The following is a 22,764-nucleotide window of genomic DNA, read 5'->3' as shown; positions in this document are numbered from 1 at the left end:
CACCGTCCTCAGCAGATCCGGGGCAGTTGCTCGCCCGACAGCCAGTCGACGATCCGGCCGCCGCCGAACGAGGTCGCCATCTGCACGAAGTAATTATCATCCGCCACGACATGGCCGATCAACGCCGACTCCTTACCGAGAGGATGAGCGCGCATCGCCGCGAGCACCGCGTTGGCACCCTCCGGCGCGACCACGGCCACCAGCTTGCCCTCGTTGGCGACATTAAGCGGATCGAGCCCGAGGAATTCGCAAGCCGCGGCGACTTCAGGCTTGAGCGGGATCGCCTCCTCGTCGATGCGGAAACCGACCTTCGACTGGCTGGCGATCTCGTTCAGCGTCGCAGCGATACCGCCGCGCGTCGGATCGCGCATCAGCCTGATATGCTGCCCGCCGGCCGCAACCATTGCCGCCACAAGCCCGTGCAGCGCGGCACTGTCGGAGACGATGGCCGTATCGAATTCCAGGTTCTCGCGCTTCGACATCACGGCGACACCGTGGTCGCCGATCGAGCCGGAGACGATCACTGCATCGCCCGGCCGGGCGGCATCGGCGCTGAAATCGAGCCCGTCGGGCACCCTGCCGACAGCGGCCGTCGAGATGAAGATGCCGTCGGCCTTGCCGCGCTCGACCACCTTGGTGTCGCCGGTGATGATCGGCACGCCGGCCTCGCGCGAGGCCGCACCCATGCTGTCGGCGATGCGTTCGAGATCGGCGAGCGAGAAGCCCTCCTCGATGATGAAACTCGCCGAGAGATAGAGCGGCACCGCGCCAGCCATGGCAATGTCGTTGATCGTGCCGTGGACGGCGAGCATGCCGATATTGCCGCCGGGGAAGAAGAGCGGCGAGACGACATAGCCGTCCGTCGTCATCACCATGCGCCCGCTCTGCACCGTGAACGCCGACTGGTCGTTGCCGGCGCGCAGCCAGTCATTGTCGAAGGCCTTGTGGAAGATGCCCTCGATCAGCTGGCCCATGGCCCGGCCGCCGGCACCATGCGAGAGATCGACGCGGCCATTGGCGATATCGAGCTTTCGCTTGTAGGCCTTGATCATCATGTTCATGCGACCGCCCTCCCGGCATCCATCTGCCGCGCCTTCTCACGGAAGCGGCCATAGGTCCAGTGCGCGGCGCAGGCGCCTTCCGACGACACCATGCAGGAGCCCATCGGCGTGTCCGGGGTGCAGACCGTGCCGAACAGCTTGCAGTCGGCCGGCTTCTTGACGCCACGCAGGATCGCGCCGCATTCGCAGGCCGGATTGTCCTTGGCGGCCGGCGTCTCCATCGAAAAGCGCTTCTCGGCATCGTAGGCCGCATATTGCGGCCGAAGCCTGAGCGCACCACAGGGGACCTCACCGAGACCCCGCCATTCGAAGCTCTCGCGGAGTTCGAAGAAGTTGGCGACCTCGGCCTGTGCCTTCTCGTTGCCAAACGTGGTCACCGCACGGATATACTGGTTTTCCACCTCGTGGCGGCCTTCGTTGACCTGCTGGACGAGCATCAGGATCGCCTGGATGACATCGAGGGGCTCGAAGCCCGCCACGACAACCGGCTTCCGGAATTCCTCGGCGAAGAATTCGTAAGGCTCGGTGCCGATCACGGTCGAGACATGGGCAGGGCCGATGAAGCCGTCGATCTTGATCGTGCCGAGCTTGCGGACGTCGGGGCTCTCTAGGATGTTCTGGATCGCCGCGGGCGTCAGCACGTGATTGCAGAAGATCGAGAAATTGCGGAGGTCCTTCGCGATCGCCGCCTTGAGCGCCAGCGCCGTCGGCGGCGTCGTGGTCTCGAAGCCGATAGCGAAGAACACGACCTCGCGGTCGGGTTCGGCCTCGGCGATCCGGAGCGCGTCGAGCGTCGAATAGACCATGCGGATATCGGCGCCGGCCGCCTTGGCCTTGAGCAGGCTCGATCCGTTCGAGCCCGGCACCCGCATCAGGTCGCCATAGGTGCAGAGCGTGATCTCGGGCCGCAGGGCAAGCGCGATGGCCGCATCGATGCGGCCGATCGGCAGCACGCAGACGGGACAGCCCGGCCCATGGATCATCTTCACATTCGGCGGCAGCAGGTCTTCCAGGCCATAGCGGGAAATCGCATGGGTGTGCCCGCCGCAGAATTCCATGAAATGATACGAACGCGCCGGGTCGGCAAGGGCGGCGATCTGCCGGGCGATGTCCTTGGCGAGCCTGCCGTCGCGATATTCGTCGATATATTTCATGCCGCATCTCCCATCGCAGCTTCACGGATCAGGGCCAGTGTCCTCTCCGCCTCCTCGGGATCGATCTTGGCGAGCGCACAGCCGACATGCAGCACCACGTAGTCGCCGACCTTCACGTCATCGACGAGCGCCGTCGAAACGATCTTCGAGACGCCGTCGAGCGTGACCTTCGCCATGTTGTCGGGTAGTACTTCCTTGACCTGGACCGGTATGGCTAGGCACATGTCCGGTTCTCCTCCATTAATGCTTGTTAGTTCATGACGACCTGCCGCGCATGGGCCGCCTGGCCGAGCGCGATGCCGCCGTCATTGGCGGGTGCGAGACGCGGCAGGTATGGTTCGAGGCCTCGGCTCTTCAAAGCTCGTACGAGACCTTCCGCAAGCACGCGGTTCATCATGCATCCTCCGCCGAGCGCGACCTGCCGGGTGCCAAGCGCGGCGACGCCACCGGTCGCCCAATCCGCCAGACCCGCGATCAGCGTGCCGTGAAAGAGGTCGGCAGCCTCGGTGCCGCGCAGACCCCGTTCGGCGAGGCGCAGGATGAGTGGCCGGAAATCAAGCGCCCCGTCGGTGATCGAATATCCGCCGGCGAGGCAACGCGGTGCCTGGACCAGAGCCTCGAACTCCATCGCGGCCTGTCCTTCGTAGCCCTGGACGAGGCGAACACCCGCGATCGCCGCCGCGGCGTCGAACATCCGGCCGAGACTGCTCGTCACCGAGGGACGCAAGCCGCGTTCGAACATCGCGGTAAGTTGTGCCACGCCGGAATGGTCGGGCCAGAACCGTGGCGCGAGGTCGATCCGCCCGGCTGCCTGAAGCGCCGCGACACCCATGCGCCAGGGCTCGCGCGCCGCGCGGTCGCCACCCGGCAGCGACAGGGGCATGAGAGATCCCGCGCGATGCCAGCGGGGACCGTCGACGGCGAGCATTTCGCCGCCCCAGCTCGTGCCGTCGGTGCCGAAGCCGTGGCCGTCGAGCGCAAGGCCGAGAACCGGCCCCTGAAGGCGATGCTCCGCCGCCACGGCCGCGACATGGGCGAGATGGTGCTGGACCGGCACGAAGGGCAGGTTCAAGCCCTCCGCCATCCGGACCGAGCGGAAATCCGGATGCAGGTCGCAGGCGGCGAATTCCGGCTTCACATCCAAGACCGAACAGAGATGGCTGATCGCCTCGCGCTGGAAACGGATCGCCTCGGCATTGTCGAGCCCGCCGACATGCTGGGAGAGAAACGCCTCGCGGCCGCGCGTGATGCAGACGGTGTTCTTGAGGTCGGCGCCGGTGGCGATCACGCAAGGACCATCCGCGCCGAGATCGACAGGCTCCGGCACGAAGCCACGGGCGCGGCGGATGAAAGCGGGCGCGCCGTCGATCACCTGCATGACGGAGTCGTCGGCGCGGACGGCGATGTCACGGTCATGGGTGACGATCAGGTCGGCGATCGCTGAGAGGCGGCGCGCGGCATCGGCATTGTCGGCGACCAACGGCTCGCCGCCGGGATTGGCACTGGTCGCGACCAACGCGGGGGGACAGTGCGGAGAGGCGAGCGCATCGAGCAGTAGATGATGAAGCGGCGCATAGGCGAGCATCAGCCCGATGCGGCGGAGACCGGGCGCGATCCCGCCTGCAACCGCACCGGCCCGGGCTTCGACGAGCACGATCGGACTGGCCGGAGAGACCAGCAGCGCCTCTTCGGCTTCGGTCGGCTTCGCGAACTGCCGCGCCGCCTCGATATCGCGCACCATCACGGCGACGGGCTTCTCATCGCGCGCCTTGCGCTGCCGCAGGAGGGCGACCGCCGCATCGTTGCGCGCGTCGCAGACGAGATGGAAGCCGCCGATCCCCTTGAGCGCGACGATCGCGCCGTCCTGGAGCCGGGCCGCTACTTCCGCGATGGGATGGCTGAGCTTCGGGCCGCAATCGGGGCAGGCAACAGGCTCGGCATGGAAGCGCCGGTTCTCCGGATCGACATAGTCAGCCGCGCAGGCCCGGCACATCGGAAAGGACGCCATCGACGTTTGCGCCCGGTCATAGGGCAGCGCGCGGGTGATGGTGAAGCGCGGGCCGCAATGGGTGCAGTTGACGAAGGGATAGCCGAAGAAGCGGCTCGCGGGATCGGTCAGTTCGCGGCGGCATTCGTCGCAGGTCGCGGCATCGGCCCCGATCCGGGTCGCGCTCTTGCCGCCCAGGCTTTCGAGGATTTCGAACTGCTCGCCGCCGGCGGGCGGAAGCTCCAGAACATCGATCGAGTCGATGCGGGCAAGGGGTGGCGCATAGGCGCGGATCGCATCGGGAAAGCGACCGGCATCCTCACCCTCGATCTCGATCAGCACGCCGGCGCTGTCATTGAGCACGAAGCCGGAAAGCCGCATCGTCCGCGCCAAGCGGAGGGCGAAAGGCCGGAAACCGACGCCCTGCACGGCGCCGCAGACCCGGAGCCTGAGGCGCCGGATCGGGCTTTCCATCTGTCGTGCGAGAGCCGGCGCCATGGTTTATGCCACCTTCGGCCGAGCGGCCCGCCGGGCGGCGGAGGCTTCGAGCCAGGCATAGAAGGCCTCCATGCCCTCGCCCGTGCGCGCCGAAACGGTCAATGTCTGCAGCCGCGGATTAACGCGCAGCGCGTTGGCGATGCAGAAGCCCACATTGAAATCGAGATGCGGCAGCAGGTCGGCCTTGTTGAGGATCATCAGGTCGGCCGCCGCGAACATGTCGGGATATTTGAGCGGCTTGTCCTCGCCCTCGGTGACGGACAGTACCACGACCTTGTGTGCTTCGCCGAGATCGAAGGCGGCGGGACAGACGAGGTTCCCGACATTTTCGATGAACAGCATCGAGCCGGGCTCGGGCGCGAGATCCTCCACCGCGTGGCCGACCATGTGGGCGTCGAGATGACAGCCCTTGCCGGTATTGATCTGGATGGCGCGGGCGCCGGTCTCGCGGATGCGCGCCGCATCGTTCGACGTCTGCTGGTCGCCTTCGATGACGCTGATGGTGACGCGATCCCTGAGGTCGGTGATCGTCCGGACCAGCAGGCTGGTCTTGCCCGAGCCGGGGCTGGAGACGAAATTCAGCGCGAAGATGCCGTTGCGGTCGAAATAGCGCCGGTTCGCGGCGGCATAGCCATCGTTCTTCGAGAGGATGTCGCGCTCGACCTGGATGATCCGCTCCTGGCTCATGCCGGGAACATGAACGCCGGCTATGCCCTTGCCATAGTGGACGCTGCCGTCTTCGCCATGATGATGGTCGTGCTCGTGGTCACCATGGGCATGGTGATGGGCGTGACCATCGTCATGATGGTGATGGTGGTGGTGCCCATGGCCGTGGTCATGGTCATGGTGATGCCCATGACCCCCGGCCTCGTGCTCGTGGCCCTCGATGGCCGACGTCCCGCAACCGCATACCGTGCACATCAGATCACCTCCATATCCCTGATCTTCAATTCGTCGCCGGCCGTCATCTGGACGCGATGCCGGCCGCAGTCAGGGCAGGCCCCGAACCGCTCCTCCAAGGCCACCGTCTTGCCGCAATCGAGGCACCAGCCCTCACCGGCGATCCGGTTGATCTCAAGCGTTGCGCCATCGGCGATTGTGCCATGCCTGACAGCTTCATAGCAGAAGAGCAGCGCATCCGGATTGACATGACTCAAGACTCCGACATCGAGCCGGATCGACTTGACGCGCGTCACGCCGTTCTGTCGCGCCGTGTCGCAGGCGATTTCGATCACGCTTTCCATCAATGACATTTCATGCATCGGCCGCCTCCCTGATATCGACGTCGAAGGCCACGCAGGGGTCGAACAGCACCGCGAGAAGCGATACCGACCGTATGGCTGTGTCGCCGGTCCCTATAGGTGAAGACAGCAGCGTCTCGACGAAGGGACCGGCCGGATGGAAATTCCACTCGGTCGGCGCGAGAATCCGGTAGGCCGAGAGCCTGCCATCGGCGCCGATCTCCGCCTGATGATAAAGCCTGCCGCGCGCACATTCCACCGCGCCGTAGCCGCCGGCGCCCGGCGTCGGGCCGCCGCCGGCGAGGGACGCCCAGTCGAGCGCGCCATCGCCAAGGATGGAGCCAAGCTGGTCGAGCGAGGCGCGAACGTCGGCTATCCGCGCGCGAAGGCGTTGCGCCAGATGGGGGCCTTCCTGCGAGCTGGCCGGGGCAAGGCGAACATAGGCGCCGGTCTCGACGACGCGGCCGCGCAGATGCGGAAGGCTGGCATAGCCGGGTTCCGTGCAGAGCCGCACGACAACGTCGGCGTCGTCCCTGCTGGTCAACGGGTCCGGGCTGTGGCCGGCGAAGATATGGTCGTGCTCGACATCCTCAAGCATCGCCGCGCAAGCCGTTCCCTTCATGGGAGCATCGGCCTCGCGCGTGACGCCGAGTGCTGCGGCCGCCGCCGTCAGCCTCTCGACCGGCAATTCGAGATGCGCGCGATCGACCTTGCCGGCCTTGACCCTGGCGATGATCGCCTGCGAGGCGGCCAGCGCATCGCGGAGATGCCTGCCGGCGGACGCGGCCAGCGTGACGGGAAGGGGCACCGGCCATTGGAGAATGAGGGCGCGCAGGGTCTCGAATATGCGTTCGGCGAGCAGGCCCAACCCTGCGCCGATCCGCTCATCATCGCTCATCGCACGATCTGTGGCATTGAGGGTCGCGAGGCGGGCGGCCACCGACTGGGCAAAGCCGCAGAGCGAAAAGACCTGGCCCGCAAGCAGCGGCGCCTCGTCGGCTATGCGGCCGAGAAACATGCATGTCAGGCCCTGCGGGCGGCTTGCCGCAACCGCGACCGAGCAGGCGAGGCAGCGCGATACCGCGACCTGGATCCTGATCGTGCCGGCGCCGAGAAGGAAGGTCATTTCGCCATCTCCTCGCGCTTGCGGAATTGGCCGCGCAGCAGATCTCGCCGGTTCACCGCGGCGGGTGGCGCCGGCGGCGGTTCGAGCGTGGCGGGATCGAAGAAGGCGCGGACGGCCTCCTCGGCCGTGGCGAGTGCTGCCTCCATCGTGGCGAATTCGAAGACCGGCGAGAACAGGGAACAAGAATCCACCCTGCCGACGCCGTCGAGTTCGCCAGTGATGAACTCGACCTCGCCCGCCGGCAGCCCGACGCGCAATGTCGTGCCGGAGACGGCGGCGGCCGATGGCGCGCCATCCGGCAGGTCGACCGCCACGAGGTTCATGAACCAGGGCGTGGTGACGATGCCGAAGGCGCGCGCCCCAAAGGCGCGGAAACCGGTCGCGGCAACGCCGAGCGCCGGGTTGCAGATCGGCACATCCACCATGGCTGTGGCATGGATATGCCGATAGCAATCCTCGAGCCGAGCCCCGAGCTGACGGGCCGGATCGGGCCCGACCGGTTCCGCACGCTCAGCGTCCATCGCCCAGCCTCATGAACTTGGACTGCAGCGCATCGCAGTTCGGACAACGCCAGTCCTCGGGCAGGTCGGCGAAGGCCGTGCCCGGCGGGATCTGCCAGACCGGATCGCCTTCGGCCGGATCATAGACATGCCAGCAGATGCCGCATTCCATCCGGTCCTCGTCCGACAAGGTCTCGCGCTTGCCGAAATTCTCGAAGGCGCTCATTTGAAATAGGCCTCCTCGATCTCGCGGAGTCGCATTTCGGAATCGCGGAAGTCCTCCTCCGCAGCCACGGCGACCGAGGGTATGTCGCAGATCTCCAGCGTATCGAGGATGATCGTGTCCATGGCGTTGTAGAACTGCACCGACCAGACATTGCGCGCGCCGGTCGCCACGATACGGCAGGTGCCATAACCGCGCGAGGTGAGTTGCACCGGGCCTGCGCCCAGCGTCTCCTGCAGGAAGGCCATGTCCTCCGGGCTCATGGGGAAAAGCGAGAAGGTGATGACATGGGTCGGTTCGCCGTCGCGGTAGCGGGCCGCCCGGTCGCCGACCTCGGTCAGCACCGGCATGACGTTCATGGCGCCGGCCGGGGCCGGACCATGGCTGATCGATGGGTGCAGCGCCGAACAGGCCTGACGGACTGCGGCCGGGATGCTCGCCACCTCGACATAGTCGCCGATCAGACGGCCTTCGACATCGGTGAACCGGATGCGCCAGACGCCGGCCATGACGGCCTCCTGCATCTGCGCCGTGATGCCGTTGGCAAGTGCGGCGACGCCCGCGACCTCGCCTTCGCCCAGCGTCTGGGTGATCAGCTCGCGGTCGTCCTCGGGATAATCCGTGATGTCGAACAGCCGACCCGGCGCGCCGGCCTTCTGCACCGCGAGTGCATCGGCGATGTCGGGCAGGAGCATCGCCGTCCGCCGACAGCGCCGGATCATTTCCTCGGCGCTGCTGGTGGCGAGGAAATTGATCTTGCGCGCGCGGAGCGGCGGCTCGGCGCCGATCGGCATCACCGTCATCGCGGCGTCTTCACCTTCGGGGGCTACCCAGAAACCGGCCTTCATCGCACGATCTCCTTGCCGGCATGGGTGATCTCGACCTTCGGACCGCCCGAGGCGACCATGACCGGTGCGTCGGGCGCCAGCCAGGCTCCGATCTTGTCGACATATTCCGACCAGTCGCGGATCTTTCCGATCACGCCCACCGGCTGATCGCGGCGCGTGACGACAAGGCTTGGCATGACGACCACATTGAAGCGGGCCTTGAGCTTGTCCTCTGCCGCACGCCGCACCACGGCGCCCCGCAAGCGACCGCGATAGTGGCCGAGCAGTTCGGGCAGGACCACGGCGACGTCATCGGCCTCGGGCCGCTGCGCCGGATCGCCGGTGAAAAACAGCACAGCATTATCAGGCTCGCCCGCGGCAGGGGCCAGGAAGGCATCGATCGTCGTCTCGTCGACGACGGGCAGGCGCGCCCGCTCGCTCAGGGCGCGGACCAGGGCAGATGGCATTGTCTCCTCCACAAATCATCATGCAAGTGTTCTGCAAGATGATCTGCAAACAGCGTGCCAGATCGGAGGAAGTTGGATTCCATTGATCTGGAAGGGAAATTTTCGCTGGAGAGAAGTATCGCCGGCCGCGAGATGGAAAGTCAATTTCCAGATTGGAAATTTTCTTTTCAGATGTCGCGCAAATGCGCCGGCAGTTCCGGCTCGCGCGTGAGGAGGTCCGCAAAGAGATTGTCGAAGGCGCGGCCCTCGACCGCCTCGGCGAGGCCGGCCAGCGCGTCGTCGATCGCGCGCGCCTCCTCGGCATCAAGCACGCGGATTGCGGAGCCAAGATGGGTGAGCACATGGGTTCCCGGAGACTGCGGGCCGACCAGCATCAGGGAGATGGAGGCCACCTCGCCATGTCGTTCGCACTGGGCAACGAATTCGTTGCCTGCGATGACCTGCATGGGAATGCCGATGCACATGCGCTTCACCTTGGTTCTGGACTTGCGAAATCGGGAGCCGCAGGGCGCAGGGGTGCCCGTACGGCTCCCGTCAGGCCGAAGCCTTGGGAGAAAGTGCGGTTCAGCCGCTGAGCAGTGCAGCGCCGGCAAGAGCGACAGCCGCACCCGCAATGCGGGCGACGATCTGACTTGCCCGGCCGAACCGGAGCGAGGCGAGCCCGATGCCGAGGCCATGCAGCGCGATGGTCGCGGCCAAGAACCCGGCCACATAGCCCGTTGCGTTCGCCATCGCCGGCAGTTCGGCGCCGTGCGCCTGTCCGTGGAAGAGCGCAGCTATGCCAACGATGGCCGCGGCGACAGGCGTGGGAACCTTCACCTCGAAGGCCACCAGCAGGCCAAGCACCGCGACGGTCAGTGCGATCGCGGTCTCGATCATCGGAAGCGCGGCGCCTTGGATGCCGAGAATGCCGCCGACGGCCATGACAGCGACGAAAGCCAATGGCACGATCCAGCGCGCCCTGCCGCCGAGCGTCGACGCCCAGAAGCCGACGGCCACCATCGCAAGCATGTGGTCGAGGCCGCTGAACGGGTGGGCGAGGCCTGCCAGCGTGCCATCGGAATGCAGCCCGACATGGGCATGGGCGACGCCCGGCAGCGTCAGCGCGGCGAATGCCGCTACAATTCTCCGGTAATTCATGGAATCCTCCTCAGTGGCTCAGCGCGGCCGGTTCGGCGCGCCGCTCATAGCGTTCGAAATCGATGTCGTTCTCGAGGAGCGGCGATGCCTCCGCCCCTTCCGGCCGCGCGGTGACCGCAACGCCCCACGCCCTCAGCACCCGGACCGCGGTCTCTACGGCGGCGGGTATCACCGCCTTGACCGGCGCGGTCAGCGGACCGCCCCAGTCCTCAAGATCGAGCGGCTGGCAACCGATCAGCGTCAGCCGCTCGGGATAGTGGCCCATCAGATCGGCGGCGCTCAGCACTTCCTGGAAGCCGGTCTGGTGCAGGCTCATCTTCTTGGCGCCGGTGAATTTCGGCACCTCGTCGTCCTCCACCACCTTCATCGTGCCCGGCTCGAGGCCGTAGTCGATGGCGTCGAAGACGATCAGCCGGTCGTGCTCATTGACGAACTGCACGAGGTAGAGCCCTTGGGTGCCGCCATCGAGGATGGTGACATTCTCGGGCACTTCATAGCTCCTGTGGAACTGCTCCACCGCGCGTACGCCAAAACCTTCGTCGGCCCAGAGGATGTTGCCGATGCCGAGCACGAGGATGCGCGGCGAAGAGGAGGATGGGATGGCCATCTAGTCCTCCCTGTCCTTGAAGAGCCGCTCGCCCGAGATCATCGACGAGATGATGCTCTGCCGACTCATGATGTCTTCGCGCACGGCCACGTAGATGTGGACCATGACGAAGACGAGGATCACCCACATGCCGAGATGATGGAAGGTGTGGATGTCCTGGCTGTTCGGCCAGATCGAGAACACCCAGCCGAAGAGGGAATATTCCCAGCTGTCGCGGCCGGCGCCCTCGCTGTAGAGCGCGAATCCCGTGATCACCATGAAGAACAGCGGCAGGGTGAACATCAGGAACATGGTGAACTGAGCGAGCGGATTATGGCCGACATATTTCTTGGGCTGCCGCGCGAGGAACGTGTACCAGCGGACCTCATGGAGCCATTCCTTCCAGAAGCGACCGCTCCAGAACGGCACGTAGAAGATCTGGCGGGCATGGATGTTGCCGACGAAGGCCCAGTAGACCCGGAGGATCAGGAACACGGCGAGGACCTGCCCCGCCGCGAAATGGACGAAGCGGATATAACCCATCAGGAAGTTGGCGCTCGCCTCGCCCGGCACCGAAGGCAGGGGCGAGGCGATGAAATAGCCGGTCAATGCCAGCGTCAGGATCGCGAAGGCGTTGACCCAGTGCCAGATGCGCACCGGGGCCTCGTAGACATAGACGCTCTGGCGCTCGATGGCCTTTTCGCCATGCGCGTCGGCAGCGGCGAGGTTCTCATGGACCGTCATGACCGTCCCTCCTCACCGGACCTGAACCTTGGCCATTTCCTGTCCGTCCGGGCTCATGACATGCGTCGAGCAAGCCAGGCACGGGTCGAAGGAATGGATGGTTCTTAGGATTTCGAGGGGCTGAGTGGGGTCGGACATCGGCGTGTCCATCAGCGACGCCTCGAAGGCGCCGATATTGCCGGCGGGATCGCGCGGGCTGCCGTTCCAGGTCGTGGGTACGACACACTGGTAATTGTCGATCTTGCCGTCTTTGATCTTGATCCAGTGGGCGAGCGCGCCGCGCGGCGCCTCAGTGAATCCGACGCCCTTGACCTCCTTCGGCCAGGTCTCCGGCTTCCATTTGTCGACAAAGGCGGTGGCGGAGTCGCCGGCCTTGATATTGGCGATCAGCTTATTCTGAAAGTAGCGCATCTGGTGGCCGGCCCAGCTCGACTCGAGCGCGCGCGCCGCGGTACGGCCAAGTGTCGAGAACAACGCCGACACCGGCAGGTCGAGATCCTTTAGCACCTTGTCGACGGGATCCTTGAACTCGGCCTTGTTCTGGGCATAGCCCACGACCCAGCGCGCGAGCGGCCCAACTTCCATCGCATTCCCGCGCCAGCGCGGCGCCTTGATCCAGGAATACTTCGCGCCCTCGTCGAGCTCCACGATATTGGTCTTGGTTCCCTTGGCATTGGGGCCGAGCTCATAATGCGGCTCGGTGATGCCGTCCCAGGGGTGAAGGCCCTTGGTCTCGTCGGGATATTTGTACCAGGAGTGGGTGACGAACTCCTGTATCTGCTCGGGGTCGGCATGATCGACGGGCAGGACTTCGGCCAGATTGCCATTGATGATCGCGCCGCGCGGCAGCTTGAGGCTCGACTCCGAATAGTCATTTGCGTGTTCCGGCACATCGCCATAGGCAAGCACGTTCTTGCCGGACAAGCCACCGCCATAGAGCCAGTCCTTGTAAAAGGAACCGATGGCCATGATGTCGGGCACATAAACCTTGTCATTGAACTCGATGATCTGATCAATGATCGAGGTCACCATGTTGAGCCGTTCCATGTTGATCGCGCCAACGGAGCCCGTGCCATCGATATTGATCGGACAGGGCACGCCGCCGACGAGCCAGTTCGGATGAGGGTTCTTGCCGCCGAAAATCGTGTGGATCTTCACGATCTCCTTCTGGAAGTCGAGCGCCTCGAGATAATGCGCCACAGCCATCAGGTTTGCTTCCGGCGGCAGCTTGTAGGACGCATTGCCCCAATAGCCGTTCTTGAAGGGCCCGAGCTGGCCAGACTCGACGAATTTCTTGAGCCGTGTCTGGATGTCCTTGAAGTAGCCAGGCGAGGACAGCGGCCAGTCGGAGACGGACTGCGCCAGCGCCGAGGTCGCCTTCGGGTCGGCCGACAGCGCCGAGACCACGTCGACCCAGTCGAGTGCGTGCAAGTGATAGAAGTGCACGACATGGTCATGCACCTGCAGCGCGAGCTGCATCAGGTTGCGGATCGAATTGGCATTCTCAGGAATGGTGATGCCAAGCGCATGCTCGACCGCGCGCACCGAGGTCAGCGCATGGGTACCCGTGCACACCCCGCAGATGCGTTCGGTGAAGGCCCAGGCGTCGCGCGGATCGCGATTCCTGAGGATGACCTCGATACCGCGCCACATCGTGCCGGTCGACACGGCGTTGCGGATGATGTTGTTTTCGTCGACATTCACCTCGACCCGCATATGCCCCTCGATGCGGGTGACGGGATCGACGACGATGCGCTTGCCGGAATTGTCCAGCGTGAAGCCGTTGGGTGTCTGGATCGTCATGATGGTGCTTCCTGCCCTTGATGTTTATGCGTCGGCTTTTTCGCGCTTGGTGGTCACGCGCTTGACTGCAGTGACCGCCGCATGCGCGGCGACCGCTCCGCCGACGACGCCGGCCGCAGTCAGGCCAACCGTGTCGGCATTCGCCTCGACGCCAAATTGATGGAGGTTGGTCAGCCGGTCATAGAAGCTGCCATTGTCCCAGAAGCCGTCTTCGGAGCAGCCGATGCAGCCATGGCCCGACTGAATGGGGAAAGATACCCCGCCGTTCCAGCGCACGGTGGAGCAGGCATTGTAAGTGGTCGGGCCCTTGCAGCCCATCTTGTAGAGACAATAGCCCTTGCGCGCGCCCTCGTCGTCCCATTCCTCGACGAACTGGCCGGCATCGAAATGGGGGCGGCGATAGCACTTGTCGTGAATGCGCTGGGAATAGAACATCTTCGGCCGGCCCTGCCGGTCGAGTTCAGGCAGCTTGCCGAAGGTGGTGATGAAGGTCACGACGCCCGTCATCACCTCGGCGATGGGGGGACAGCCCGGAACCTTGATGATCGGTTTGTCGAGGATCACTTTGTCGATCGGCGTCGCCTGGGTCGGATTGGGCTTGGCCGCCTGGACGCAGCCCCAGGAGGCGCAGGCGCCCCAGGCGATAATCGCCATTGCGTCCTCGGCCATCCATTTCAGCTTCTCGACGAAGGGCCGGCCGCCGTCGATGCAGAACATGCCGTCCTCGTTGAGCGGGGGATTGCCTTCAACGGCGAGGATGTACTTGCCCTTGTACTTCTCCTTGGTCTCCTCGAGGATCGCCTCGGCCTGATGACCGGCGGCGGCCATGATCGTATCGTCATAGTCGAGCGAGATCATCGACAGCACGACATCCTTGACCAGCGGATGGGCCGAGCGGATGAAGCTTTCGGAACAGCAGGTGCATTCGAGCCCATGCATCCAGATGACGGGCACTCGCTCCTTGGTCTCGAGCGCCTCGGCCATCGCGGTCGCGGCACCTGGAGCGAAGCCCAGGCTCGCGGCGGTGAGGCTGCAGAACTTGGTGAAACTGCGCCGGGTAATTCCCTGGCGGCGGATGACGTCATAAAAGGTTTCGGCAGCTGCCATGTTGCTCCTCCAGCAAACCCATCCCGATCGCATCGCCTGGATAAACATCCGGGCTCTGTCGTGAAGAGCTTTGCAAGAAGCGGACCAGTTCGTATTCCGGCGCTTGATTTCCTTCTATGTAACTGAAACAATTTACCTATTTTAGCGACGCCGCGCGTCCGTCCATCCTGTCGGCGGAAGGTTGGCGGAAAGCCACCTTTCAGCGCTGAAAGCCGCATGACCGCCCTGCGGAGGCGAATCAATGCGCAGTGCAGACCATGCAGGGGTCGAAGGAGCGAATCACATGTTGCAGGGCCGCGGACTTCGCACCCATTCCCCGAGTGTCGAGGCCGGCAAGGGCGGCCTCCAACGGGCCGGGCACGCCGGCCGCGTCGCGCGGTGAAAAGTTCCAGGTGGTGGGGGCGATGATCTGGTAGCGCTCGATCGGGTCGTCGCGAATGCTCACCCAATGACCGAGCGCGCCCCGCGCCGCTTCGACGAGACCGGCCCCCTCGGCATTCTCAGGCAGGGCGAAGTGGCTGGAAAACTCATCCTTGAGCCGCAGTTCGCGCAGCCATCCGCCCATGGAATGGACCAGAAGCGCCGTCTCGATCAGCCGAGCGACGATCCGGGTGCGGACCGACGTACCGCCGTCACGCGCGATCAGCGACAGGATGAGAGGATGCCCGGCAACGGCAAGCCGCGCAACCGCGCCGGCCTCGGCCGGAGCCTTGGCGAGACGCGGCGCCTTGGCCCAGGAATAGGCTTTCTCTTTCTCGGCGGTCGGAACGGTTTCGGCATTCCATGGGCGGTCGCCGGTCTCCAGGAACCAGGAATGGGCCACGTCCTCGGATATGCCGCCGGCGTCGAGCGGCAGGATTGTGCCGTCAGCCTGGGCGACACCCGCAGGCAGGAGCGATCCCTCGGCCGTGTGGTAGGCACCGTAAGAGAGCAGCCAGCCCGGCCCCTTGCCGAGACGCGAAAGCGCCAGATCCTCCGCCAGCCGGAGGAAGAAGCGGAAGTCGCCCGCCATACCCTCAGCATAAGCCGCGAGTTCATCCTCCGTCTCCAGCGACAGGATCGTATCGAGCGAGTCGCCATAGAGCGACTGTTCGAGAAAGACCTGGAATTCGCCGAGCAGGGTCGCGAGCTGGACCCGCTCGCCGACATCGATGGCGCGCGTCGTGCCGCCGGGCTGGAAGGCGAGCGAATGCGGCCATTTGCCGGCGATCACGCCCATGACCTCGAGCAGCCGCTTGCGCATCGGCAGGAACTGTGCCGAACCGCTGCCGCTCACCGCCTTGAAGCGCGGCACGGCCTCGCCGAACCAGGGCCGCCCGGCATACTCGTCGCGGGCGAAATCCGGCATGAAGAACAGATAGAAATGCGTCAGATGGTCGGCGATGTTTTCCGCCGCATGCGCGAGATTGGCGGCGATATAGCCGTTGGGCGCCGCGCGTCCGCCGGCAAGATTGCGCAGCGCGGTCGCGGCGGCGATCGACTGCGACACCGAGCAGATGCCGCAGATACGCGGCGCGATTACCAGTGCATCCAGCCCCGGCCGGCCGCTCAGTATCTGCTCGAAGCCGCGATAAAGCGTCGTGGTGACCTCGGCTCGCTCGATGATGCCGTCCCTGATATCGAGCGCGACTTCGAGATCACCCTCCACCCGATTGAACGGCCCGGCGATGATGCGGCTCATGCACCCACATCCTTATTGCGCCGGGTATCAAGAACAACGCGGTCGGAGGTGGCGTTCTCCCGCACCCGGTCGGGTGTCGCCGACTTGGAGAGCGCGGCCAGCGCCACAAACCAGGCCTTGGGCATGTCCCGAGGCAGACCCACCGGTATACCTCCGATCTTTGGCGTTTCGAGAAAGCCCGTTTGATCCTCGAAAGCAGGCTCGGTACAAGCGACACAGGAGAAGCCGCCATGGGTACAGGAGCCGCTACCATTCCAGCCACGCTGATTGCAGTCGCCGGCGGCCTGGGTTGCCTTGCAACCGAGATGTTCCATCATGCAGCCGAGATCGGAGAATTTTTCCGCACTCGCCTTGAACTCGTAATATTCGTTGCGCTCGCAACCATGATGGGCGAGCGTTTTCGTATAGAATTTTGGCCTGCCGAGCAGGTCAAGGTCGCGTTCATCGAAATCACCCATTTGCAGTGCGACGATCGTCTCCATGATCCAGCCGGGATGCGGCGCACATCCCGCGACATTGATGACAGGGAGACCTGACAAGGAACGATAATCAGCGCTGAGCGCGCCCCCCACCTCCGAGCCCTCATACTGGAGGCCGCAAGCTTCAATTGGATCAGGCGCCGCTGCATGGATGCCGCCATAGGAGGCGCAGGTCCCGACCGCGATGCAGTGCCTGGCGCGAGGCGCCAGCCGCCTGATCCAGTCGAACATCGTTCGGCCAGTCCCACCCAGCCGATTGAACAGACCGGTGCCGTTCGGACCGCGCAGGACGGAACCTTCGATACACAGGAAATCGAGCGGGGTCCGGCCCTCGGACACCGCCTCGAGGATATCGACCGCCTCAGCGCCGCTTTCTTCACTCAGGGAGGGATGCCAGAGGAGCTCGATGCCGAAGGATCTGAGCTCCCGAGCCCAGCCCTGCGCCCCGTTTTCCAGCACCGACATCGTGCACCCGCCGCAACTGCCTGCTTGCAGCCAGAGCAGTGTCATAGGGGGATCAGATTTGGACAAGCCGGATAACATCGTTGCAGAATCTCGCATCTTGAGGCGAGCCGGTCAACCGCGCCATCGACTTGCGCGATTCACAATGAATACCCTTACGCTCCAAGCGATTGCCACGACTATCTCTGGAGACCGGCTATGCACAGCCAATCGGCGAAATGTTCGAGTGTCTCTAAACGGAAGGTCGGTCTGCTGTCGATTTGGGTGGAGCCTTCTACAAGTAGCGACGGCATGCCGGCGGCGGCAGCCGCCGCAATATCTGCCTCACCATCCCCGACCATGATACAGGCGGCTGGCGGCACGCGCAGCTCGCGTGCGGCGTGAAACAACATGTCCGGTGCGGGCTTTCGTCGGTACGGGCTGTCACCGCCGACAGTGATCCCGAAGCACGATAGGAGGCCGAAATGATGCAGAATCTCCCGTGCGAAACGTTCCGGTTTGTTAGTAACGAGTGCCAATGGTACCCCCAATGCATTCGCAGCACTCACGGCCTCCGCTGCGCCCGGCAATAAGATGGTGCGGCATACGAGCTGCCGAGCGTAGATGACGTTCATGCGCCTTGTCGCCTCGTCCAGGCCGTCGCCCGAAAGCGCAAGACCGCAGGCGAGATGCGCCCTTTCGACAAGCTTGCGAATACCATGACCGATCATCGCCCGGACGGACGGCACAGACAGTGGGCCAAGCGCACGCTCACCCAAGACCTCGTTGACGGCATTGGCGAGATCCCCGGCTGAATCTATCAGCGTTCCGTCAAGATCAAACAGAATCGCCATAGGCTTCGACACCGCGACCAAACCGCGATGGGAGCATGGCCTAGAATCCGCGCCCATGCTGCTCCCCATCTGCTCTCCCTATGTGGCGGTTGAAAGAGCGCCTTCTGCCGCGCTCCGGATCGCTAGAATATTTGACCTGTATCCCGCCTCATCCTTGCCGCCGAATATGGCCGATCCAGCGACAAGAACGTTGGCGCCTGCAGCCGCAACCAGCGAGGCAGTCTCCGGCGTCACGCCGCCGTCGACCTGGATATCGATCGGCCGCGCGCCGATCATCGCCTTGACGCGGCGGATCTTTTCGAGAACCGGCGCGATGAAGGACTGGCCGCCGAAGCCGGGGTTCACCGTCATGAGCAGTATCAGGTCGACGCGGTCGAGCACATAGTCGATCGCGCTTTCTGGCGTGGAAGGGTTGAGTGAGACGCCCGCCTTCCTGCCCAAGCCGCGGATCGTCTGCAGCGACCGGTCGAGATGCGGCCCCGCCTCGGCATGCACCGTGATGACGTCGGCGCCGGCCGCGGAGAATTCGGCGAGATAGGGATCGGCGGGCGCGATCATCAGGTGACAATCGAAGACGCGGTCGGTGCGGTTGCGCAGTGCCCTGATCACAGGCGGTCCGAAGGTGATGTTGGGGACGAAATGGCCGTCCATCACGTCGAGATGGATCCAGTCTGCGCCGGCGCGGACCACCGCCTCCACCTCGTCGCCCAGCCGCGAAAAATCAGCAGACAGGATCGAGGGCGCGATAATGATGTCGCTCATGATGTGTTGAGATGGACGGCTCCTGCTCCGCAACCGCTGTGCCATAGTGGCATGCGGTCAGAAACGATAGAGGAGCAGTTCATGAGAAAGATTACGACGATTGGCCTTGATCTGGCGAAGAATGTCTTTCAGGTACATGGCATCGATAACCTCGGGAACGTTATGGTTCGGCGGCAGCTTCGGCGAGGCGAGGTACTACGGTTTTTCCGCGGTATCCAACCGTGCCTTGTGGGCATCGAAGCCTGCGGAAGCTCGCATTACTGGGCTCGGGAAATCGAGAAGCTTGGGCATGTCGTCAAACTCATGCCGGCTGGGTACGTGAAGCCCTACGTGAAAAGAGGCAAGACAGATGCAGCCGATGCTGAGGCTATTTGTGAGGCCGTAACACGGCCGACGATGCGGTTCGTCGCTGCGAAGTCTGCCGATCAACAGTCGGTACTGATGATGCACAAGGTTCGTGAGCTTCTTGTTCGCCAGAGAACGATGCTGATCAATTCATTGCGTGGGCACTTGAGCGAATTCGGCGTCATCGGTGCTGGCGGGGCAAAGAACGTCCCCAAACTTGTCGAGCATTTTCACGAGATCCAGGGCAGCTTGCCGGAGCTGGCGCGCGCAATGCTGTGGACGATTATTGATCAATTGCAGCGATTAGGCGCCGAAGTCGTAAAGATCGAAAAGAAGATCGTAGACAGTGTCAGAGCTGACGCAGCAGCACGACGCCTTCTCTCGATACCAGGTGTGGGACCCATAACAGCGAGCGCCATCACCGCGGCGGTGTCGGACATTAGAAACTTTTCCTCCGGACGGCGCTTCGCTTCCTGGTTGGGATTGACGCCAAGACCGCACAGTTCCGGCGGAAAGGAACGCATGAGCGGCATTAGCAAGCAGGGCGACGGATATATTCGAAAGCTATTGGTTGTCGGTGCAACCGCAATAATCCGTTTCACAAAGGATGGAAGCAGCGCCAGTCACGATTGGGCTGTGAGCCTGATGGACCGAAAGCCAGCAAGGGTCGTAACCGTCGCGCTCGCGAACAAAACAGCGAGGATTATCTGGGCGCTCCTGGTCCGCGAGCAGCAGTATATGAAGTCCGTTGCGGCTTGAATGAGATTTCGGGCGTAACTTTACGTCCGAGATGGCGGAGAGGTGCTGAAATGTGATGATCAAGCCGGTCGGACCGGAGACGAGGAAAGCCCCTGGGAGCATTGAGCTTGTAAAGCCCGATGATGTGTTTGGGACCTTGTCTGCGGACTTCATCATGGCCAGCGACCCGTAGGTCGCACGAGTAGGCCGGACACATGATTGCAATCGACCGAGAGATATCGCATGAATCACCACTGTGCCGCAGGAGCCGTCCACACATGCTCCCATTTTCCGTCTGCCCGTTGTCGCCCTGGCGGAAGACGCGGCTCGCGCGGATATCGTCGGCTCCGATGACGGAAAGGTCGCTCGCCGAAACCGGCCCGGCGGCGGTGCTGAACAGCCGGTTGGCCTGCCTCAGCCGCGCCCGGTCCAGCGCGTTGCGGATCGAGCGGGCATTGGCGAAATACGGCTGCTTGCGGCGTTCGACGATATAGTCGGCCATGATGCGGCGCGCCTCGTCGTCAAGGCGATAGTTCTGTTCAGCCAACAGGGATTTCGCGATATCGAGCAGTTCCCCGTCGCTATAATCAGGAAAGTCGATGTGATGGGCGATCCGCGACCGGAAGCCGGGATTGCTCTCAAAGAAGCGGTCCATGCGGTCGGCATAGCCGGCGAGGATGACGACGAGATCCTCGCGGTTGTTCTCCATCACCTGTAGCAGGATCTCGATCGCCTCCTGGCCGTAATCGCGCTCGTTGTCGGGACGGTAGAGATAATAGGCCTCGTCGATGAAGAGCACGCCGCCCATCGCCCGCTTCAGGATCTCCTTGGTCTTGGGCGCGGTGTGGCCGATATACTGGCCGACGAGATCGTCGCGCGTCACAGAGACCAGATGCCCCTTCCTGATATAGCCCAGCCGGTGCAGGATGTTGGCCATCCGGAGCGCAACCGTCGTCTTGCCGGTCCCGGGATTGCCGGTGAAGCTCATATGCAGCGTCGGCGCCATATGCGAGAGCCCAAAGGATTTGCGCGCGCGCTCGACGATGAGCAGGGCGGCGATCTCGCGGATCCTTTGCTTGACCGGCTTGAGGCCGACGAGTTCCCGGTCGAGTTCGTCGAGAACCTCCGCGACGCCGGAAGCGCGGAATTCCTCCCGGAGATCGACCGTGCCCGACGGGGCGCGCCCGTCAGGCGAAGGCGTCGGTTCGGATTTCATCGGCATTGCCATGACCTCAACCCACCTCCCCTGTCAGCGCGCCGCCGCCCAGCCGTAGGCTTGCGACCGCCCACGGATGTCGAACCGCGTCATCGAAAGACGCGGTTCGACAGCCGGCCGGTTGACGATGAAGGAGGTTCGCACCGTCTCCCAGCCGCGGGTGTTGTCGAAGGCATTGATGCGGATGTAGCTCTCCGGGTGTGCCTTGCGGCAATCCGCCACCTCCATCATCACGCCCTTGGCGTCGCGGAGGTCGAACATCGGATTGCCCCACATTTCCCAATAGGTGTTGCGGGGATGGGGATCGTCGGTGAATTCGACGCCGATCGCCCAGTCGCGGGACAGGCAGTATTCGACCTGAGCGGAGATCTGCTCGTCGGTGAGATCGGGCAGGAAGGAGAAGCAGCCCTGGGTAACGCGCATTGTCTTGATCCTTTCGATATCACATGGCGAGCGACGGCGTCGGCACGAAGTCCGATATATCCGTCGGCGTGTAGTTGAAGGTGATGCCGCCCCACACATCGAGCGCGGCCTCGAGCGGCTTGCACCACTTGGCGGCGGCACGCAGGATTTCCGGACCCTCGCCCACGATGTCGCGGCCCTCGTTGCGGGCGAGAACCATGGCTTCGAGCGCGACGCGATTGGCGGTAGCCCCGGCCTGGATACCCATCGGATGGCCGATCGTGCCGCCGCCGAACTGCAGCACCACATCGTCGCCGAAGAGATCGAGCAACTGGTGCATCTGGCCGGCATGGATGCCGCCCGAGGCCACGGGCATGACCTTCAGCGTATCCGCCCAGTCCTGCTCGAAGAAGATGCCACGCGGCAGGTCGACCTCGTTCTTCAATTCGCGGAGCACGTTGTAGTAGCCCTGCACGGTCAGGGGATCGCCCTCGAGCTTGCCGACGGCGGTACCGGCATGGAGATGGTCGACGCCTGCGAGCCTGAGCCACTTGGCGATGACGCGGAAGGAGATGCCGTGGTTCTTCTGGCGGGTATAGGTGCCGTGGCCGGCGCGGTGCATATGCAAGATCATGTCGTTCTGGCGGCACCATTCCGAGATCGACTGGATGGCCGTCCAGCCGATGATCAGGTCGACCATGACGATGACAGATCCCAGTTCCTTGGCGAATTCGGCGCGGCGGTACATCTCCTCCATCGTGCCGGCGGTGATGTTGAGATAGTGGCCCTTGATCTCGCCGGTTTCGGCGGTCGCGCGGTTGACCGCCTCCGTGCAGTAGAGGAAACGATCGCGCCAGTGCATGAAGGGCTGCGAGTTGATATTCTCGTCGTCCTTCATGAAGTCGAGGCCGCCCCTGAGCCCTTCGTAGACCACGCGGCCGTAATTCTTGCCGGAAAGGCCGAGCTTCGGCTTCGTCGTGGCGCCGAGCAGCGGCTTCAAATCATCCAAGATCTGTGCGCCTGTTGTCATGACATCTGAATTGGGACTGCAAATTCGTTTAATTGGGACTGTCATTTCAGCAAGTCGCGGACAGTGGGTGCGATCGATCCCCGGTTGAATGTTCATTGATCCTGACCGGTAGCTCCGCCTAGCCGCACGCGATCGGCGCCGCGCTACCATCTTGATACTTGCTCTTGAAGGATATGAACCGACGGCCACGCTCAAATGTTCTCGCGCGGGAACAAATCACTAGGCAGGATACGAACTTGTTCTTAAGGCAATGGCTGATTCGGCCGCTCACGAAATGGCAAATTATAAACGCAATTTACATAGACGCTGACATACTTGACGCGCTGCGATACGCATTGAGCAGGCTGTGTTT

At 63.7% G+C, this 22,764-nt stretch carries 24 protein-coding genes and 1 pseudogene; 1 reads left to right on the top strand and 24 read right to left on the bottom strand.

Annotated features, from left to right (window positions below; translation table 11 throughout):
• Positions 1-8: 8 nt before the first annotated feature.
• From hypE to rpe, 21 genes are all read right to left on the bottom strand, one after another.
• Complete coding sequence (gene hypE / locus ACK9YZ_RS33285; RefSeq protein ID WP_416068666.1) at positions 9-1,061, bottom strand: hydrogenase expression/formation protein HypE; 1,053 nt, start codon at positions 1,059-1,061, stop codon at positions 9-11.
• On the bottom strand, positions 1,058-2,215 hold the full coding sequence (gene hypD, locus ACK9YZ_RS33280; protein ID WP_416068665.1) for a hydrogenase formation protein HypD: 1,158 nt from the start codon (positions 2,213-2,215) through the stop codon (positions 1,058-1,060). Before hypD ends, hypE begins: the two co-directional genes overlap by 4 nt.
• A complete protein-coding gene (locus ACK9YZ_RS33275) occupies positions 2,212-2,439 on the bottom strand; it encodes a HypC/HybG/HupF family hydrogenase formation chaperone (protein WP_416068664.1) in 228 nt (75 codons plus the stop codon). Before ACK9YZ_RS33275 ends, hypD begins: the two co-directional genes overlap by 4 nt.
• A gap of 26 nt (positions 2,440-2,465) precedes the next feature.
• Positions 2,466-4,700: a carbamoyltransferase HypF gene (hypF, locus tag ACK9YZ_RS33270; protein ID WP_416068663.1), complete on the bottom strand. Its 2,235-nt coding sequence runs from the start codon at positions 4,698-4,700 to the stop codon at positions 2,466-2,468.
• Between the two features lie 3 nt (positions 4,701-4,703).
• Positions 4,704-5,621, bottom strand: a complete 918-nt coding sequence (hypB, locus tag ACK9YZ_RS33265) for a hydrogenase nickel incorporation protein HypB (protein WP_416068662.1) — start codon at positions 5,619-5,621, stop codon at positions 4,704-4,706.
• Complete coding sequence (gene hypA / locus ACK9YZ_RS33260; RefSeq protein ID WP_416068661.1) at positions 5,621-5,962, bottom strand: hydrogenase maturation nickel metallochaperone HypA; 342 nt, start codon at positions 5,960-5,962, stop codon at positions 5,621-5,623. The genes hypB and hypA overlap by 1 nt, the downstream gene beginning before the upstream one ends.
• Positions 5,955-7,067, bottom strand: coding sequence for a hydrogenase assembly protein HupF (locus ACK9YZ_RS33255; protein WP_416068660.1), 1,113 nt, complete (start codon positions 7,065-7,067; stop codon positions 5,955-5,957). Before ACK9YZ_RS33255 ends, hypA begins: the two co-directional genes overlap by 8 nt.
• Positions 7,064-7,588 carry a [NiFe]-hydrogenase assembly chaperone HybE gene (gene hybE, locus ACK9YZ_RS33250; protein WP_416068659.1) on the bottom strand — a complete coding sequence of 175 codons (525 nt, stop codon included), beginning with the start codon at positions 7,586-7,588 and terminating at the stop codon, positions 7,064-7,066. Before hybE ends, ACK9YZ_RS33255 begins: the two co-directional genes overlap by 4 nt.
• The gene (locus ACK9YZ_RS33245; RefSeq protein ID WP_416068658.1) at positions 7,578-7,793 is read right to left on the bottom strand and encodes a rubredoxin; all 216 of its coding nucleotides are present in this window, start codon (positions 7,791-7,793) and stop codon (positions 7,578-7,580) included. The genes hybE and ACK9YZ_RS33245 overlap by 11 nt, the downstream gene beginning before the upstream one ends.
• Complete coding sequence (locus ACK9YZ_RS33240) at positions 7,790-8,638, bottom strand: hydrogenase expression/formation C-terminal domain-containing protein (protein ID WP_416068657.1); 849 nt, start codon at positions 8,636-8,638, stop codon at positions 7,790-7,792. Before ACK9YZ_RS33240 ends, ACK9YZ_RS33245 begins: the two co-directional genes overlap by 4 nt.
• Positions 8,635-9,084 carry a hydrogenase accessory protein gene (locus tag ACK9YZ_RS33235; RefSeq protein WP_416068656.1) on the bottom strand — a complete coding sequence of 150 codons (450 nt, stop codon included), beginning with the start codon at positions 9,082-9,084 and terminating at the stop codon, positions 8,635-8,637. The genes ACK9YZ_RS33240 and ACK9YZ_RS33235 overlap by 4 nt, the downstream gene beginning before the upstream one ends.
• 167 nt (positions 9,085-9,251) lie before the next feature.
• Positions 9,252-9,548 carry a HypC/HybG/HupF family hydrogenase formation chaperone gene (locus tag ACK9YZ_RS33230; RefSeq protein WP_416068655.1) on the bottom strand — a complete coding sequence of 99 codons (297 nt, stop codon included), beginning with the start codon at positions 9,546-9,548 and terminating at the stop codon, positions 9,252-9,254.
• A gap of 100 nt (positions 9,549-9,648) precedes the next feature.
• A complete protein-coding gene (gene hupE / locus ACK9YZ_RS33225) occupies positions 9,649-10,224 on the bottom strand; it encodes a nickel permease HupE (protein WP_416068654.1) in 576 nt (191 codons plus the stop codon).
• Between the two features lie 10 nt (positions 10,225-10,234).
• Positions 10,235-10,831, bottom strand: coding sequence for a HyaD/HybD family hydrogenase maturation endopeptidase (locus ACK9YZ_RS33220; RefSeq protein ID WP_416068653.1), 597 nt, complete (start codon positions 10,829-10,831; stop codon positions 10,235-10,237).
• Entirely contained in the window at positions 10,832-11,554 is a 723-nt protein-coding gene (gene cybH / locus ACK9YZ_RS33215; protein WP_416068652.1) for a Ni/Fe-hydrogenase, b-type cytochrome subunit, read from the bottom strand.
• 12 nt (positions 11,555-11,566) lie between these two features.
• Positions 11,567-13,357: a nickel-dependent hydrogenase large subunit gene (locus ACK9YZ_RS33210; RefSeq protein ID WP_416068651.1), complete on the bottom strand. Its 1,791-nt coding sequence runs from the start codon at positions 13,355-13,357 to the stop codon at positions 11,567-11,569.
• Positions 13,358-13,381: 24 nt separating this feature from the next.
• Complete coding sequence (locus ACK9YZ_RS33205) at positions 13,382-14,464, bottom strand: hydrogenase small subunit (protein ID WP_416068650.1); 1,083 nt, start codon at positions 14,462-14,464, stop codon at positions 13,382-13,384.
• A gap of 238 nt (positions 14,465-14,702) precedes the next feature.
• Positions 14,703-16,145 (bottom strand): nickel-dependent hydrogenase large subunit, encoded by a 1,443-nt coding sequence (locus ACK9YZ_RS33200; RefSeq protein WP_416068649.1) that lies wholly within the window; start codon positions 16,143-16,145, stop codon positions 14,703-14,705.
• The gene (locus ACK9YZ_RS33195) at positions 16,142-17,089 is read right to left on the bottom strand and encodes a HupU protein (protein WP_416068648.1); all 948 of its coding nucleotides are present in this window, start codon (positions 17,087-17,089) and stop codon (positions 16,142-16,144) included. The genes ACK9YZ_RS33200 and ACK9YZ_RS33195 overlap by 4 nt, the downstream gene beginning before the upstream one ends.
• A gap of 176 nt (positions 17,090-17,265) precedes the next feature.
• Entirely contained in the window at positions 17,266-17,919 is a 654-nt protein-coding gene (locus ACK9YZ_RS33190) for an HAD-IA family hydrolase (RefSeq protein ID WP_416068647.1), read from the bottom strand.
• 78 nt (positions 17,920-17,997) lie between these two features.
• Complete coding sequence (gene rpe / locus ACK9YZ_RS33185; protein WP_416068646.1) at positions 17,998-18,681, bottom strand: ribulose-phosphate 3-epimerase; 684 nt, start codon at positions 18,679-18,681, stop codon at positions 17,998-18,000.
• 81 nt (positions 18,682-18,762) lie between these two features.
• Between rpe and ACK9YZ_RS33180 the strand changes: the two genes are divergently transcribed.
• Positions 18,763-19,785, top strand: a complete 1,023-nt coding sequence (locus ACK9YZ_RS33180) for an IS110 family transposase (protein WP_416068645.1) — start codon at positions 18,763-18,765, stop codon at positions 19,783-19,785.
• A 259-nt stretch (positions 19,786-20,044) separates the two neighbouring features.
• Here the strand turns inward: ACK9YZ_RS33180 and cbbX are convergent.
• The 3 genes and pseudogenes from cbbX to ACK9YZ_RS33165 all read right to left on the bottom strand — a co-directional run.
• A pseudogene (gene cbbX / locus ACK9YZ_RS33175) lies at positions 20,045-20,992 on the bottom strand (CbbX protein); the annotation flags it as partial.
• 21 nt (positions 20,993-21,013) lie between these two features.
• Complete coding sequence (locus ACK9YZ_RS33170) at positions 21,014-21,403, bottom strand: ribulose bisphosphate carboxylase small subunit (RefSeq protein ID WP_416068644.1); 390 nt, start codon at positions 21,401-21,403, stop codon at positions 21,014-21,016.
• A gap of 19 nt (positions 21,404-21,422) precedes the next feature.
• The gene (locus tag ACK9YZ_RS33165) at positions 21,423-22,412 is read right to left on the bottom strand and encodes a ribulose-bisphosphate carboxylase large subunit (protein WP_416068643.1); all 990 of its coding nucleotides are present in this window, start codon (positions 22,410-22,412) and stop codon (positions 21,423-21,425) included.
• Between the last annotated feature and the right edge of the window lie 352 nt (positions 22,413-22,764).

Source organism: Rhizobium sp. ZK1 (assembly GCF_047782645.1).
Classification (GTDB): Bacteria; Pseudomonadota; Alphaproteobacteria; order Rhizobiales; family Rhizobiaceae; genus Rhizobium.
This window is presented reverse-complemented; position numbering and strand designations above follow the sequence as displayed.